Source organism: Streptomyces sp. NPDC046759 (assembly GCF_040645475.1).
Taxonomy (GTDB): domain Bacteria; phylum Actinomycetota; class Actinomycetes; order Streptomycetales; family Streptomycetaceae; genus Streptomyces.
Genome location: NZ_JBEYYJ010000009.1, coordinates 1 through 14,779, shown reverse-complemented (window position 1 = coordinate 14,779; position 14,779 = coordinate 1). Strand labels below are relative to the sequence as shown.

Annotated in this window: 14 protein-coding genes and 2 pseudogenes; 6 read left to right on the top strand and 10 right to left on the bottom strand. The window is 68.9% G+C overall.

Features of this window, described 5'->3' with window-relative positions; all coding sequences use genetic code 11:
• Positions 1-101: 101 nt before the first annotated feature.
• The 3 genes from ABZ919_RS14380 to ABZ919_RS14370 form a co-directional block, all read right to left on the bottom strand.
• Complete coding sequence (locus ABZ919_RS14380) at positions 102-917, bottom strand: intradiol ring-cleavage dioxygenase (protein WP_361247164.1); 816 nt, start codon at positions 915-917, stop codon at positions 102-104.
• A 399-nt stretch (positions 918-1,316) separates the two neighbouring features.
• A complete protein-coding gene (locus ABZ919_RS14375) occupies positions 1,317-1,802 on the bottom strand; it encodes a VOC family protein (protein ID WP_361247161.1) in 486 nt (161 codons plus the stop codon).
• Positions 1,803-2,075: 273 nt separating this feature from the next.
• Positions 2,076-2,261, bottom strand: a complete 186-nt coding sequence (locus ABZ919_RS14370) for a peptidoglycan-binding protein (protein WP_361247158.1) — start codon at positions 2,259-2,261, stop codon at positions 2,076-2,078.
• 417 nt (positions 2,262-2,678) lie between these two features.
• Here ABZ919_RS14370 and ABZ919_RS14365 point away from each other — a divergent pair, with 417 nt between their 5' ends.
• Complete coding sequence (locus tag ABZ919_RS14365; protein ID WP_361247155.1) at positions 2,679-3,029, top strand: hypothetical protein; 351 nt, start codon at positions 2,679-2,681, stop codon at positions 3,027-3,029.
• 265 nt (positions 3,030-3,294) lie between these two features.
• Here the strand turns inward: ABZ919_RS14365 and ABZ919_RS14360 are convergent, their stop codons facing one another.
• A complete protein-coding gene (locus ABZ919_RS14360; protein ID WP_361247153.1) occupies positions 3,295-3,504 on the bottom strand; it encodes a hypothetical protein in 210 nt (69 codons plus the stop codon).
• A 507-nt stretch (positions 3,505-4,011) separates the two neighbouring features.
• Between ABZ919_RS14360 and ABZ919_RS14355 the strand changes: the two genes are divergently transcribed.
• Complete coding sequence (locus ABZ919_RS14355) at positions 4,012-4,650, top strand: hypothetical protein (RefSeq protein ID WP_361247151.1); 639 nt, start codon at positions 4,012-4,014, stop codon at positions 4,648-4,650.
• 578 nt (positions 4,651-5,228) lie between these two features.
• A complete protein-coding gene (locus ABZ919_RS14350; protein ID WP_361247148.1) occupies positions 5,229-6,674 on the top strand; it encodes an alpha/beta hydrolase in 1,446 nt (481 codons plus the stop codon).
• Between the two features lie 315 nt (positions 6,675-6,989).
• On the opposite strand, the gene ABZ919_RS14345 is transcribed toward ABZ919_RS14350, so the two are convergent.
• Positions 6,990-7,913 (bottom strand): aminoglycoside phosphotransferase family protein, encoded by a 924-nt coding sequence (locus tag ABZ919_RS14345; RefSeq protein WP_361247145.1) that lies wholly within the window; start codon positions 7,911-7,913, stop codon positions 6,990-6,992.
• A 418-nt stretch (positions 7,914-8,331) separates the two neighbouring features.
• On the opposite strand from ABZ919_RS14345, the pseudogene ABZ919_RS14340 reads away from it, so the two are divergent.
• Positions 8,332-9,091 (top strand): annotated as a pseudogene (locus tag ABZ919_RS14340) (IS5 family transposase); the annotation flags it as partial.
• 164 nt (positions 9,092-9,255) lie between these two features.
• Here the strand turns inward: ABZ919_RS14340 and ABZ919_RS14335 are convergent.
• The 5 genes and pseudogenes from ABZ919_RS14335 to ABZ919_RS14315 all read right to left on the bottom strand — a co-directional run bounded on the left by ABZ919_RS14335 (position 9,256) and on the right by ABZ919_RS14315 (position 13,048).
• On the bottom strand, positions 9,256-10,161 hold the full coding sequence (locus ABZ919_RS14335) for a zinc-binding dehydrogenase (RefSeq protein ID WP_361247143.1): 906 nt from the start codon (positions 10,159-10,161) through the stop codon (positions 9,256-9,258).
• Between the two features lie 434 nt (positions 10,162-10,595).
• Positions 10,596-10,730: pseudogene (locus tag ABZ919_RS14330) on the bottom strand (IS5/IS1182 family transposase); the annotation flags it as partial.
• Between the two features lie 94 nt (positions 10,731-10,824).
• Positions 10,825-11,439, bottom strand: coding sequence for a hypothetical protein (locus ABZ919_RS14325; protein WP_361247141.1), 615 nt, complete (start codon positions 11,437-11,439; stop codon positions 10,825-10,827).
• Positions 11,440-11,570: 131 nt separating this feature from the next.
• On the bottom strand, positions 11,571-11,720 hold the full coding sequence (locus tag ABZ919_RS14320) for a hypothetical protein (RefSeq protein ID WP_361247138.1): 150 nt from the start codon (positions 11,718-11,720) through the stop codon (positions 11,571-11,573).
• Positions 11,721-12,118: 398 nt separating this feature from the next.
• Entirely contained in the window at positions 12,119-13,048 is a 930-nt protein-coding gene (locus tag ABZ919_RS14315) for an alpha/beta hydrolase (RefSeq protein WP_361247135.1), read from the bottom strand.
• A 109-nt stretch (positions 13,049-13,157) separates the two neighbouring features.
• On the opposite strand from ABZ919_RS14315, the gene ABZ919_RS14310 reads away from it, so the two are divergent.
• On the top strand, positions 13,158-13,613 hold the full coding sequence (locus ABZ919_RS14310) for a MarR family winged helix-turn-helix transcriptional regulator (RefSeq protein WP_361247132.1): 456 nt from the start codon (positions 13,158-13,160) through the stop codon (positions 13,611-13,613).
• Between the two features lie 927 nt (positions 13,614-14,540).
• Positions 14,541-14,779, top strand: a 239-nt coding sequence (locus ABZ919_RS14305; RefSeq protein ID WP_361247130.1) for a LysR family transcriptional regulator, incomplete at its 3' end; no start/stop codon positions are given.

The following is a 14,779-nucleotide window of genomic DNA, read 5'->3' as shown; positions in this document are numbered from 1 at the left end:
ACTCCGGGTGGCGGGTGTGGGCGGCGGGTGTGGGCGGCCGGCCGCGCAGCGGCGGTGGCCGGCATGGCTGCAGCGGACCGGCTGTCGCTCGGCCGGCAGCGTCAGGGCACGGCGTTGGGATCGATGCCGAGCACAACGGTGGCGGTCACCCCCTTGCCGAGGTCACTGCCGACCTGCGTGAGGGACAGCAGGGTGGCGGACCCGCCGTTGCGGTAGATGCCGTCCCTGGCGTTGAGCGTGCGAGTGGCCGTGTTGTTCCGGTAGGGGGCCAGCGCGGCGACCCTGCTGTTGTACGTTTCCGGGAAGTAGAGCTGGCCGGTGTGGGAGACGTGACCGCCCTGGTATCTGCCGCCGGTGACCGTGCCGCCGACATGCGTCTTGACGTGGATGTGGAGGGCACGGCCGACGTACCAGCCGGGGTAGACGGTGGTGAACTCCGCGACGCCGGCGGAGTCGGTCAGTTGCACGCCGCGCAGGAAGGTCGTGTCCGGCGTGGAGCCGCCGGCCACGTAGCCCGAATAGACACCGAGCGCGTCGCAGTGCCAGATGTCGACCGCCGTGCCAGGCAGTGCAGAGCACGTCGCAGTGTCGATCACCTTGACGCGGAGGGTGAGTGGTACGCCGGGCTTGCCCTCGGTGATGTCCTTGCGGACCGTCTCCAGGTCCAGGTAGTAAGGCCCCTCGGTCTGCTCGGGTGTGAGGACGCAGTCGGCGGCCGACCGGCTCCGGGGCCGACCGGTTTCGTTCCGGTCCGGGACCGCGGTCGCCTGCGTGGCTGCGAGCCCCAGAGCGGCCGCTCCGAGGGTCGCACCGCCCAGAGCGGCTATGACGGTTCTCCGGGTTGCGCCGACCGAGCCGTCGGCCGGCTGGGGGCCGCGCTCTCGTTCCGCGGGACGGGGGTGGGAGGTGTCAGTCATGCGGTGAGAATGGCGCGCGTGGCGGCCCGCGGGATCGATCGGATGACCGGTGAATCCGGCGCGTTACGAAACTCACCGTGCCGGCTTCCGCCCGGCTGCCGGAACGCACACCGACGTACCGCGCTCGCGCATGGTGGGCGCCCAGTACTCCTGCAGAGCGCGATCTTGCTGTCGAGCCGGCGGGCAGACGGGTGCGGCCACCGTTGACCATCGTGAGCTCGGCAGCCGGACTCGCCGAGGACACCGCCTTCGCGACCAGCCGGGACCGGCCCGCACGATGATCGAACGATTCCTGGACGCAGGGCACCACGTGGGCTGGCGAACTCCGGTCCTTCTGGCGAGTTTCGTCAGGTACGGCGCTCGGCATTCGGTCCGGGTCACCGCGCACACGGTGTCCAGTCACCCCGCGGCGACCAGGCGGCGCCGAAGCTCCTCCTGCGAGACGTCTTCCACGTGCGTCAGAAATACCCACATGTGACCCGCAGGGTCCTTGAGGATGACGGTGCGGTCACCGTGGAACATGTCCTTCGGCGGCTGGAGGACCTCGGCGCCGGCGGCTTCTGCGCGCTCCGCCAGGCTGTCGACGTCCGGCACGAAGACATGCAGCGCGACGGATGTGCCTCCGCCGAGCGAGGTCGGCGCGGTGAAGGAGGCGGCCTCGGCCTCGGCCACGATGGCGTCGCCCAGCATCAGTGCCGACCGTCCGATGGTGATCTCGGCGTGCAGAATCCCGCCACCCGGAGCGTCGATCCTGAAGTCCTCACGGGCGCCGAACGCCCGCTGGTAGAAATCGATCGCCGCCGCGGCGTCGTCGACCATGATGTGCGGGATCACGGCATAGCGGTAGCGATCGGGGATCTCGATGGGGGCTGTGCGCTCGGTCATGTCGAACTCCTTGAAGCACCGCTGGTCGGTTCCTGCGGCTCTGGAAGGAACCTAGAAGCTCAAGTTTGGTTGAGGTCAAGCGTCGGTGCGGCCCTGCAAGTGCCTTCCTGCGGGCCCTGCGGGTGCGCGCCGCCGGTCGGAAGGCACAGCTTTGGCGTAGTGGGGAACGCGAACCGTGCGGCAGTCATCAGCGATCGGCGGATCACGGGCCTGTCGGCCGATGTGATCGCTGAACTCGAAACTCCTGCTCGACAAAGCCATCAGCGAGGACGGTCAGACGTTGGGGACCTGCAGGTCGTCCCAACTGGCCTTGCCGGGCATGCCGTTGGCATCGTCGCCTTCGAAGCCGAGCTTCCGCTGCCAGGCGGCGTAGGACTTCACATCGCCCTGGCCCCATACGCCGGCGTTGGCGCTCGACTGGTACCGGTTGCAGCCTTCGGCGACGAGCCGCTGGTGCATCGCGGCGATGATCGGCGATCTCCGTCCAATGGGGAAGAACCACGCACCAGGGAACGGCTCGATATCCGGCCCGGGGACGGGGTGTGAATCCCTGAAGTGGTCGTACGCCTCCTGTGCCGCCGCGAGGACGTTGTCGTAGATCCTTTCTTCCAGAGGTTGAGCACACCCTGGTGCGAATACCGGCCGCCGTTGTGGTGCAGCGTGACCGGCGTCTTCTCGTAGGACCTGTGGGTGACGTGGCCCGTCGCACTCAGCTCGTCGATGAGGTTCGAGACGGTACGGTCATAAGCGATGGTGGCGGTCACTTGGGGTCCTCCGCGTCGTTCTCGACGCCGTCCTCGGCGAAGGCGGCGAAGTCGCTCTCCGGAAGGTCATCGAGGTTGTCGGTGCCGGGTCCATCGCTGGTTCGGCACCAAGGTGGAACTGTTCGTCCTGGCCGCCGGCGTGCCGGAGGTCGGCAAGGACTCGATGGTCGAGTTCACGAGGTGGGCCTTGGGCTGCGTGCAGGGACTCCAGGGCGAGCTGCCCGGCGCCCGCAACGCCGCGATGGCCCTGCCCGTCCTGGTCAGCGGCAACGTCCAGCCCGCCGCGAGGGAGTGGGTCACCCAGGACGCCAGGGTCGTCGGGATGTCGGTGGCCGGCTGGTCCGTCGCGGCACAGACATCGGCATCGTGGGCCACCCAGGTCACCATGTACCGGGGTCGGGTTGCGTACGGCGGGATGTTCAAGCGTCACGTACGGGACAAGGCATCGCTGCATTTGCCCTGAGTCTCCGTGCAGGCGATCGCCGAGCCCGAAGCCCTTCCCGCGGAAACGCTCCGGTGGTCACCGACGGTCGTCCACTGGGACGCGGCGATGGGTGGTCGTCCCGTACGCGGAAGCATTCCGACGCGGGGGCGTTCCCTTGCACGCCGAGCAGCGGGTACGGCGCCCGACGAATGCCGTCCGGGAAAGGGTTGCGACCATCACCATCCTGACGGTCGGTCTCCCGGCGCCCTGCTCAGACCTGTCCCCGTGCCGGTACTGCGCGGTGTCATTGCGCTTGCGAGTCGGCGGGAGGCGCGGAGTGCGGCATCGGCGTTGCCGCGGAGAACGGGGCGGGCCGGTAGGTACCGAGGGGCTGCCCCGTGCGCATCACCCCTTCAAGTCGGCGGTGTATGCCCTCAGCGGCGTCGCGAACTTGCGCAGGCACGTCCCCACGCTCGGCGACGAGCTTGTGATAGATCGGGGCGTCTTGGAACATGTGGCACGAGACCTTTCCGTCGGTGAAGTCACTCCGCACTGCAGCTGTCGAGTCTAGGCGGCAGGAACGGCCGCCTACGCCCCGCGCGTGGACATACGGGCCGGTGGGATCAACGCCGTCCCTGCACGGACCGGCCTGCTGATCGCCGCGGCCGTCGCGGTAGCACTCGTGGCACAAGCCCGAAAGGATGTCACGGCGGACACCCGGCAGCGGCCGTTCACCACCGCACGGACGTCCGCGAACTCTCCGGGAACCATGGCGGCGCTGAACGGCGCGAGACGACCCCGGTGTTGGGGCCGCGCGCCGGAGCGGCCCGGAAGCCCGCAGGAGTCCACCGGGCGCGTCGCCCAGGACTTGTCCGCCCGATCGCGCTGTGGGGGTCGGATGCTCTCCGGCGACCCGGCTACCCAGAGCCACGGGGCTACCCAGAGCCACGGGGCTACCCAGAGTCACGATGTCAGCCCGCACAACTAAGGTTGCTGACCACTGACCTCAAGGGGCTTCACCATGGGCATTCATCCTGACGTGGCCGTACTGCTCGACCTTGTGCCGGCGGACTTCGCAGGTGGCGAGCGGATCGACTGGACTGCGGCCGAAGTTGCTCTCGGTACCAAGCTGCCGAGCGATTACAAGGCTCTGCTGGACACGTACGGCGTGGGCGATCTCGGAGAGCTCGTCATTCTGCCTCCACTTCCGAGTGACGTGCGCGGGTGGGAAGGGTGTCACATCGGTGGCATGACGGCTGGCCTGCGCGGGCTCTGGGAGGCGGACGGGGGCCTCCCGGATGTGGCGCTGGGTGCTGATGCCGTCCTGCCCTGGGGCTCTGGAATGAACGCCAACGAGATGGCTTGGCTCATGAACGATCCAGATCCCAACAAGTGGCCCGTCCTAGCCTGGCGTCGGCACCACGCGTGGGGCGAGTCGCCCTGGGTCCTGCTCGACTGCGGCATGGTCCGATTCATCACCCGCATGATGCTGGGCCAATTCGACACCTGCCCACTCGGCGATGAGTCGCTCTGGAAGCGGACAGACACCTTCGTCAGCTGGCGGGAGCAACGTCGACGGCTCGTGGCCGGACTGGACCCTTCCACCAGCGAGCCCGATCCGTACGCCGGCATGTACCCCGTCACCGAGGACGTGCCCTGATCAGATCCGGAGTCAGATGACCGAGGAAGGTGAAAGCCGGCGGCGGGTCGGTGCGGGCGCCGGCCGCATGCCGGTGAGCGCGGACGATGGTCGGGTCGACCGAGATGCCGGTCGACCTCACTCGCACGAGCAGGGCCGGCGATGAAGGCGGCGGTAGGACCGCGACGCGATACGGGTCCCCACCCGACGAGTTCACCTGCCCGTCGACGCCGGCCACGACTCGGCGAGGCCGCGCGCTCTGGCCGGAGAGGGGCTGCACGGCCGGATCGGCCGAAGGGGCCCAGGGCAGCGGTCCAGGCCGCTCCGTGACGGCATGTCTGGCACGCCCCCACGCACATGCCTGGTCAGTCACAGTTGAGTAAAGCGGAGCCTGAAGGTGGTATGTGATATTGCACATGCCACATGATGCCTCCATGACAAGAGTGAGAGCCCTGTTATCGGCCGTGGCCGCCCTCGGTGGAGTCTGGGCGGGTATCGCGCCTGCTTCCGCATCCGGGCCCGCACCAGCGGATACCGCTCAGCCGAAGCTCGCCTGGAGTTCCTGCCACGACGCGACCACTCCCGCGCTGCAGTGCGCCATGCTCGAAGTGCCGCTGGACTACGCGAAGCCGAACGGCACCAAGATCAAGATCAAGCTGAACCGGCTCCCGGCCACCGCGCCCAAGAGCGAACGCCAGGGTCCCATCCTTCTGAATCCCGGCGGGCCGGGCGACTCGGGCCTGTGGATGCCCGCCTACGTCTCCGGAAAGATCCCCCAGGACGTCGCCTCGACCTACGACTGGATCGGCTTCGATCCACGCGGAACCAACGCCAGCGAACCCCACGTCACATGCGACGCGCACTTCTTCGACGCCGAGCGGCCGGACTACCAGCTCAGCCAGGGCACGTCACAGGCGTGGCTGGAGAAGTCGGCCAGGTACGCGGCCGACTGCGCCGCGAACTGGAGCTGGTTCCTGCCGCACATGACCACCGTCGACAATGCGCGCGACATGGACAGCATCCGGCGGGCGCTCGGCGTCCAGAAGATCAACTTCTACGGCGGCTCGTGGGGCACCTCACTGGGCTCGACGTACGGCCAGCTCTTCCCTTCGCACGTGCGCCGGATGGTGCTGGACAGCATCGTCGGCCCCACCATCAGCTGGTACGACCACAACATCCTGCAGGACAAGGAGCACCAGCGCCGATTCGACGCCTTCGCGGCCTGGACCGCCAAGGCCGACTCCGTCTACCACCTGGGCACTGACGCGGCCACCGTGGAGCGGAAGTACTACCAGGTCGAGGCCGCCTTGCGGACCAGCCCGGTAGCCGCCGCCCCGGCCCCGGGCAAGATCGGCCCGGCAGAGTTCGAAGACACCTTCTACGGCGGCGGCTACAACTTCCTGCGCTGGCCGCAGATGGCAACCGTGCTGTCGGCCTACCTCACCAAGGACGACACCCGCCCGCTGCGATCGGCCTACAACCGCTATGCGGCGCCGGGGGCCGACGACGGCACCTTCCCGGCGTACAACGCGGTCCAGTGCACCGAGAACGACTGGCCGCGCGACTGGGAGTTCTGGAAGAGGGACCAGGCCAAGGTCAACGCGGTCGCGCCCTTCTACACTTACAACAACATGTGGTACAACGCCGCCTGCATGTTCTGGCCCTACCAGGGCAACCCGGCCGGCCGACTGAAGATCACCGGCAAGGGCCTGCCGCCCGTTCTGCTGTTCCAGGCCACCGAGGACGCCGCCACTCCCTACCCGGGTGCCCTCGCCATGCACAAGGCACTGCCCGGATCCGAACTCGTCGTCCAGAACGGCGGCAGCTTCCACGAGATCCTCTTCCACGGCAACGCCTGCCTGGACGACACCTTCGCCACCTACCTGCGGGACGGCCGCCTCCCCACCGGCAAGGGCGTCATCGCCAAGACGTGCGCACCCGAACCCGACCCCGCCCCGGTCTACGTGACGCCGCCTCCGGCCGCCGTGAAAGCCGACCCCGCCCTCCCGGCCACAGACCCCCAGGCCATTCACGGCATCAGGTGACGCAACGCTCCCGCGACTTCAAGATCAGAGGTAGTGAAGGCCGTCGGGGGCCGTGAGCGGCACGGACGGGTGGCCCGGGGGAACCAGCCCCCGGGCCCCTGCGGCCGCTTCGCTCCGGCACCCAGGCGCCGTCGGCTGTGCCGGAGCGACCCGGTCGCTGACCGGATCAGAGCGCGGGGAAAGGGCGGGAGCCGGGGCCTGCCTCCGCCATCACCCCCTCTCCCGCTCGGCGCGATCGCGCTCGCCTGTACCTGAGGGGTGGGCGACAATCGAGAGCAGGCTTGCCACGGTCGGCGTCTGCGACGCAGGTCACTGTCACACGAGCAGCGCCTCGAGCTCCGGAAGTCGGCCGAACAGGTCAGGGAGGCCGCGCACCCCGTTGCGCACGGACTCGTGCGACAACGCGAGGTCAGGGCCGGTGCTCGCCTCGACCCCGGCGAGGCACCGGAGGATGTTCCACCTCGTGTGCCCCAGCCAGCCGTCGATCATGAATACAAACCAGCTCGGACCTGACGGGGGCAGCGCTCCGCCCCCCGCGACATAGCCGTCGAGAACCGAGTGGAAGACGCCGGGCTTGATGTCGTCGAAGCCAGGTCCCTTCGCGAGGCTCAGCGCGGTCGAGCCGAGCTCACTGGAGAGGTCGAGCATCCCCGAGAGCTCCCAGTCGAGCACCACCGGCCGACCCTCTCGAGCGAGCAGGTTCCACGGTTGGATGTCCCTGTGCGTCAGCACGACGGGGCCTGGCCGTTCGCAGGTGTCGACGAAGTGGGCAATCGCGAGGAACGTCTCGACGTGAGAGGCGAGCTCGTCGGCCCACGGCTGTCCGGTCGCCGCCGCCCGCGCGGCGAGCTCGGGCCAGTCCCGTGACGTCGGGTCCCCGGTCGGCACACGGGCCCATGCGACGTCGAGCGCGTGGATGCGCGCGAGGATCTCACCGATCTCAAACGCGTACGCCGCCGACACCGGGGCTTCCGGCACCTTCTCGCCCTCGACCCATCGGTGAACGAGCGTGTCGTGGCCGGCCGAGATCGGCTCTGGCATCGGAATGCCGGCAGCGAAGGCCGCCCGCTCAAACCTGAACACGTCCTCGACGCGATAGGTCCAGCGGCGGTCGACGAGGTTCAACTCCTTCACCGCGAAGGACCCTTGGTCGGTGTCGAGCCGGTACATCCGGTTGGCGAACCCGCCGTGGACGCGGATCATCGGCCCGATCGGCGCGCCGAGATGCGAAAGGTTCACCCACGCATTCTAGGAGCGGGCAGTTCGTCGACGTACCGGACTTTCCCGCGATACATGCTCACGATCACCGCCACGCCGACGAACGGCCACAGCCCGACCATGACCTTGTCGGTTCCGTCGTCCGCCAGACGGCGAAGTAGTAGACCGAGCGGTGCCGTCCTTCCACGTGGCGATCGCCGGCTCGTCAACGACGACTGCTGGTCCGATAAGTCGCTGGGATACAGCTCGCTTTCGCTCACCCCCCAACCCCAGCAGACTCCGCACCACGGCCCCGCGCATTCCGCCCACTGCCCACACCATCAGGTGACCACAGACGACTCGAAGGCCGATGAAAGTGCCGCCTTACAACGGCTGACACAATGAGGTGGATCGCCTCTGGTTGCGGTGTCCGGGGCGGTAGTTGAGCGTTCGGCTTGGTGTGGGGACATCGCCGTGGATCGTGTCGGATGAGCTGTGGGATCGCCTGGAGCCGCTGCTGCCGCAGCGCGAACGGCGCTTCCGTTACCCGGGCCGCAAGGCGTTACCGGACCGGGAGGTAAGGTGCGGGATCCTGTACGTGCTGCACACCGGCATCCAGTGGGAGTACCTCCCGAAGGAACTGGGCTTCGGCTCGGGCATGACCTGCTGGCGACGCTTGCGGGACTGGAACGAGGCCGGCGTGTGGCAACGGCTCCATGAGGTCCTGCTGGCCGAACTGAACGCAGCCTCGCGGCTGGACCGGTCCCGCTGTGTGGTCGACTCTTCCCACGTCAGAGCGCTAAAGGGGGAACCACACGGGCCCCTCGCCGGTCGACCGGGGCCGGGCCGGCTCGAAACACCACCTCATCACCGACGGACACGGCACCCCGCTCGCCGTCCTGCTGACCGGCGGCAACCTTAACGATGTCACCCAGTTCCTGCCCCTGCCCCTGCCCCTGCTCGATGCGATCCCGCCGGTCCGCGGCCGCGTCGGACGACCGCGCCGCAAGCCCGATGCGCCTTTCGCCGACCGCGGCTACGACCACGACCTCTACCGCGACCAGGTCCGCGCCCGCGGCATCGTGCCGGCCATCGCCCGCCGCGGAACACGAGACGGCACCGGACTGGGCACCTACCGCTGGGTGATCGAAAGAAGCTTCGCGTGGCTGCACGGCTTCCGGCGTCTACGGATCCGATGGGAACGCCGAGCCGACATCCATTTCACGGGGTCCGGCCTGGGAGTTCTACACGGTCGTCGACCGCAACCTCTTCACAGGACAGAATCCCGCTTCCTCGGGCCCGCTCGCCAAAGAGATTGTCAGGGCTCTTTCCTAACTGCGGGTGGCGCTGTCTCGGCCCGGGGCGTGATCATGCTCGGCCAGCATCATTCAAAGACGATGACCCGGCGTCCGACGACGTCGCCACGGCCGAGGGCATTTAGGTTCTCGTTGATGTCTTCGAGCTTCACCTTGGTGACGTTGTGCTTGACGAGGCCGGCTTCGGCAAGGGAGAGCACCTCGACGAGATCCTGGTGGTTGCCCCAGAAGGCACCGAGGTAGGACAGTTCCATCCCCACGAAGGGGAACTGTTTGTGCTCGACGTGGTGGCTCATGAGGCCAACGGCCGCCAGTACCCCCTCCGGCCCAAGCAAGTCGAAGCCCATCGAGATGGACGCGTTACTGCCGACGCAGTCCAGCATGGCATCGAGCGTCCTGCGGCCGGTGAGACTTTCCAGTTCGTCCTGGATGACCTCGGTGGACTTGTCGCGGACAATGATCCCGTGGTCCGCGCCGTTCTCCTTCGCGACGTCCAGTTTGCTGTTCTTGCGCGCGAGCGCCACCACGGTCGCTCCGCTTCCGAGCAGCTTCGCGTACTGGACCGCGTAGCTGCCCAGGCCGCCGATGCCCGTGACGGCGACGGTGCGGCCGGGGCCGAGCTTCCCTGTGTCCCGGATCTTCTTCATCCCCCGGCAGGGGGTCATGCCCGCGTCGGTCATCGGGGCGAGCAGCTCAGGCGCCTTTGCGGCGTCTTCCGAGACCGGAATGGCGTGGCGGGACTCCACGGCCATGTACTCGGCAAAGCCTCCGGGAGGGCCGAAACCCACCCACCTGCCGTTGCCGCTGCACAACTGCTCGTTGCCTTCGCGACACTGGCGACAGGTGCCGTCTCCCCAACTGGGGTTCACGACAACCATGTCGCCTTCCGAGTAGCCCACCGATTTCGGTACGGCGCTGCCCAGACCCGCTACTCGACCTGTGACCTCGTGACCTTGGATGAAGGGGAGATCCACGGGGAACGGGCCTTCGAAAGACACCGACGAAGGAGACGTCCTTGAGGCGGCACTAGCTGGCGGAGAAGTCGGACTGCCCATCAGGCGCCGTGACATCCGAGGCGGCGTGGCCGCCGGGGAAGCCGGAGAGCGTGCACGGGTTGCTGCCGGTGTTCTGGAAGTTCTCAACCGAGACCTTCAGGTGCGTGGCGGGGCATGACTGTAGGCCACCGCTCGTGCCGGATCCCGGGTTCTGGCCGGCGGAGCGGCTCGCCGAGGAGGAGGACGTACCGCCGGCGCCGGTACGGTCCGCCGTCGAGGGGGCGCCCGAGGAGGTGTCGGAGCCGCCGGCTGTGGCCGCAGAAGCCGAAGTGGAGGAGGTGCCATCGGCCTCCGAGCCACACGCTCTCAGTGCCATGGCAGGCCATGCCATGCCATGCCAGCCAAGGCCAGTGCAGGATCCCGCACCGTACCTCCCGGTCCGGTAACGCCTTGCGGCCCGGGTATCGGAAGCGCCGTTCGCGCTGCGGCAGCAGCGGCTCCAGGCGATCCCACAGCTCATCCGACACGATCCACGGCGATGTCCCCACACCAAGCCGAACGCTCAACTACCGCCCCGGACACGGCAACCAGAGGCGATCCACCTCATTGTGTCAGCCGTTGTAAGGCACAAACAGCGCCCCCTCAAGGCGAGCCGTTCGTCAGCAGCAGGTGGAAGGTGTGGTCCCGGTGGACGAACGTGGCGGTGTCGGAACCGCTGCCGTCGAAGTACGCCGGCGGCTGCGGCTCCTCGCCGCTGTAGTAGCCGGTGGACGGCAGGAAATCGGGGCTGACAGTGGCGAAAGACCATGCCAGGCCGTCTGTGCCGAGCAGTTCCCTGGCGAAGCTGCGCACCAGCCGCTCGGCGTCCGCCGCCGGGTAGTGGTGCCCGTAGGGGCTGAACGCCCCGCAGAGCATCCAGCGCAGCCGTGCCAGGAAGCCTGCATGGTCGAGTGGGCTGACCCTGGCGCGGAAGCCCTCGCGAAGGAGCGGACGCATGAAGGGCCCACTGTCGTACTCGTCCGACAGGTTGTACCAGTTGCGACGCACGTCCGCGGCACGCATCAGCCGCTCGAACAGGGAGCTGCGCAGGAAAGCGTGCAGGACATCCTGGCGGTTCCCGGCTGCGAGGGGCACGTCGCAATCCGCCGTGAGCAGCAAGGTGTTGCTGTTCATCGTGTGGTCGACGGCGGAGAGGAAGGTGTCGACGGCGGCAGGTTCAGGATCGGGCGGCGGCGCGGTGAAGTTCGGGGAACCCATGGCGGCAGCCTTGCGGACGGCCGGCCGCTACTTCAATGGCTTTTCCGCCGCTCCGACCAGGCGGTTCTGCGCGACGCCGGTCGCGATTCTCCTGGCAATGCGGCCGAAGCTGCGGCTGGTGGGGCCATCGGCTACTGCCCGGCCGCCTCACCGCCCTTCGACGTGCCGATGCCGCGCTGGTGGGCGGCCAGCGACCGGGCGAGGAACTCAACGATGTGGCGTGGGACGTCGAGCGCGGCAGCACAGGTGACCGACGTGAAGCCGCTGATTCGAGCGGACATGGTCTTGGCAGACCAGTCCTACCCGGGGATTCGCACCTGCCCGGTCTCGTGGCTCACCCGGAGATCGATTCGCTGGCGATGCCTCAGTGGGTGAGAGCCACGCTGCGCTCAGGCCCAGGTCTTGCCGGCCGGTTCCTTGATGGTGCGGCTGATCCGGTTGAAGAAGCTGGTCAGCGCGATCTCCATGGAGGTCGCGCCGATCTGCCGACCCGGCCGAACTCGCGCTCATGGACCTGCCGGCCCCGGTGTGACTCCCTACCGGCGAAGGACGCGCATACGCGAAGTGGTCCACGCCTCATCCCGCAGAGGGTTGAACTTGCTGAAATTGCACCCGTGATGTCGGCGATGGTGCTCCTGCGGCCGTCGCCGACATCACGTGGAGGCCGCCGGGACCGGTGTCAGTGGACCGGTTCGAGATGGTCGGTGCCCGGGCGCCCGGCGCTCAGGTGGGCGGTGAGGAAGCGGGCGGCGCGGTCGAGTGCGGCGTCCGCCTCGTCGAGGCGGCCGTAGTGGTGTTGGAAGACGTGCGGGAGCCCGGGGCCGACTTCGAGCGTGACCTCGACGCCGTCGGCGCCCGCGCGGCCGGCCAGCCGGACCGCGTCGTCGAGGAGCACCTCGTTCGCCCCGACCTGCACGAGGAGTGGGGGCAGTCCGGTGAGGTCGGCGAACACCGGACTGGCCAGGGGATGCGCCCTGTCGCCTGCGCCGACGTAGAGATCGGCGTAGGCACGCACGTCGGCCTCTGTGAAAATGGGGTCGGCGCTCTCCTTGGATCGGATGCTTCCTCCAGCGAGGGTGAGGTCGACCCAGGGGGAGAAGACGACCACGGCGGCTGGTTGCGGAAGCCCGGCCTCCCGGGCGGCGAGCAGCGTGGCGATGCTCAATCCGCCACCGGCGGAGTCACCGGCCATGACGAGGTCCCGTGGGTCGGTGCCCGACGCCAGCAGCTCGCGGTAGGCCGCGAGCCCGTCGTCGACGGCCGAGGGGAAAGGGTGCTCGGGCGCCAGCCGGTAATCCACCGAGGTCGCGCGCAGCCCGGCGCGGCGGGCCAGTTCACCGACCAGCCCTGCGTGGGTGTCCGGTGAGCCGATGACGTAGCCGCCGCCGTGCAGGTAGAGCAGCCGGCCGCGGCCGGAGGCTTCGGCCGGCTCCAGCTCCAGGATCGGCCGCCCGCCCAGGACGGTCCTGCGGGTGACCACGCCCTCCGGCGCGGGGCGGGTGACAGCCGCGGCGAAACCGCTGCGCTGCTGCTCGGGAGTGGGCCGCGTCTCGCTGCGAGGGGCGGAACGGAGTATGGCGTCCAGGGTGTCGCGCTGCTGTCGGGACATGCGGGGCCTCCATGGGGCGGGGTGAGAGGATGGATTCCTGGGAATCCACCTGCCTGAACCCCAACCGGATTCCAAGGAAGATGATTCCCCGGAATCTATAGGAGCTAGTGTGAGCCACATCACCCCGATCTTCACCGATCTGGTCCGCGTAGAGACCCGGCTCTACAACGCGGTGAGTGCCCGTTTGCGCGTCGAACGAGGGCTGGGGCTAGGGCAGTTCGAGTTGTTGGAGATCATCGACCGCGTGCCGGGGTGCCGCGTGCTCGACATCGTCGGCGAACTGGCGATCACCGTGGGGGCCGTCAGCAAGGCGGTCGACCGTTTGGTGGCTGCGGGCTGGTGCGTGCGGGTCGCGCACCCCCAGGACCGCCGCTCGTCCGTCCTCCGCCTCACATCCGCGGGTGAGGAGCAGTTGTCCGCTTCCCGCCCCATTGTCGAAAGCGAGCTCATCTCACTGACCGCGGCGATTCCCCCCGAGGACCTGGCCCGCATCGCCTCAACCCTGGGCATCCTTCGCGCAAGCCTCGAGGAGGGTCCCACGGCCGGCCGGGATGAGGGCACATGACCCGCGAAGGGCATCCCACCCCCAGAGGTGAGTGACGCCGCTTGGCCGGGCAAGGCCGACATCACGAATTCAATTTCAGTAGCTCCGAGAAGACCTCAGTGCCCTGGCTTGGTGGCCCCCGAGATCGTCAAGGCGCCTTACCCGGCCGTCCAGAGCGGCCCGGTCGCAAACGGCGAGCGACCCATGGTCGAGACCTGCACGGGAAGCGCCCCTCCGGCGGCTGCGTCGCCGGGGGCTCGTGGCCGGCCGGGACGGCCGGCGTTGTCCTTCACAGCGCCGGGGCCGGTCGGGCTCATGGAGTCACCGGAACCTCCCGACCTCCCGCTGCCACGACCAGGCCGAGTGCGGGCACCCGCGAAATCCAACCGTTCGCGGGCGGGGAGCACGCCGCCGCACAGATCGACGCGCACTCTGAACCAGTGAGCGGGATCCTCATCCCCCAAAGGGCCGCCTCGGAAAACGGCGCTCTGACCGCTCGGCGGGAAGGGGGCGGCGGCACCACCCTCACCGTGGTCACCTGGGCGCCGAGGCGGCGTCGGGGGCCCGTCGCCCATCGCCCGCCGTCCGCTGTCCGTCGCCCGCCGTCCGCTGTCCGTCGCCGGTCGTCCGTCGCCCTCGTCCCGGGCGGTGCCCTCGGAGACCAGGGCGGTGATCTCGGCCGGGACGCCCTCGCACGATGTGCTCCCTCCGCCGCCGGTGAGCTCGTGTCGCGCCCGCCGGCGCCGTGACACGAGCGGCTGCGTCGTACCAGGACCGGCTGCCCCGCCGCCGACAGCCGCGGCCGCCGTGCCAGGACCGCGTCGCCGCCGACAGGCGCGCCCGCCGGTGCCGTGCCAGGACCGGCTGCCCCGCCGCCGGCAGACGCGGCCTCCGTGCCACGAGCGGCTGCCTCGCCGCCGACAGGCGCGGCCTCCCGGCGCGCGTAGCATGGCGCGCGTGGAACTGCGTCAGCTGCGGTACTTCGTCGCCGTCGCCGAGGAACTGAACTTCGGCCGGGCCGCCGAGCGGCTGCTCATCGCGGGGCCCTCGCTCAGCCAGCAGATCAAGGCGCTCGAGCGAGACCTGGGCGTGCGGCTCTTCGACCGGGACCGCCGCTCGGTCTCCCTCACCCCGGCCGGCGCCGCCCTGCTCCCTGACGCCCGCGCCCTGCTGGAGCGGGCGGACGA

Bases quoted from the DNA above. Each gene is read 5' to 3' on its own strand.
- ABZ919_RS14325 (WP_361247141.1), bottom strand. From the start codon at position 11,439: ATGGGTTCCCCGAACTTCACCGCGCCGCCGCCCGATCCTGAACCTGCC.
- ABZ919_RS14380 (WP_361247164.1), bottom strand. From the start codon at position 917: ATGACTGACACCTCCCACCCCCGTCCCGCGGAACGAGAGCGCGGCCCC.
- ABZ919_RS14350 (WP_361247148.1), top strand. From the start codon at position 5,229: ATGCTCGAAGTGCCGCTGGACTACGCGAAGCCGAACGGCACCAAGATC.
- ABZ919_RS14360 (WP_361247153.1), bottom strand. From the start codon at position 3,504: ATGTTCCAAGACGCCCCGATCTATCACAAGCTCGTCGCCGAGCGTGGG.
- ABZ919_RS14370 (WP_361247158.1), bottom strand. From the start codon at position 2,261: ATGCACCAGCGGCTCGTCGCCGAAGGCTGCAACCGGTACCAGTCGAGC.
- ABZ919_RS14315 (WP_361247135.1), bottom strand. From the start codon at position 13,048: ATGTCCCGACAGCAGCGCGACACCCTGGACGCCATACTCCGTTCCGCC.
- ABZ919_RS14375 (WP_361247161.1), bottom strand. From the start codon at position 1,802: ATGACCGAGCGCACAGCCCCCATCGAGATCCCCGATCGCTACCGCTAT.
- ABZ919_RS14355 (WP_361247151.1), top strand. From the start codon at position 4,012: ATGGGCATTCATCCTGACGTGGCCGTACTGCTCGACCTTGTGCCGGCG.
- ABZ919_RS14320 (WP_361247138.1), bottom strand. From the start codon at position 11,720: ATGTCCGCTCGAATCAGCGGCTTCACGTCGGTCACCTGTGCTGCCGCG.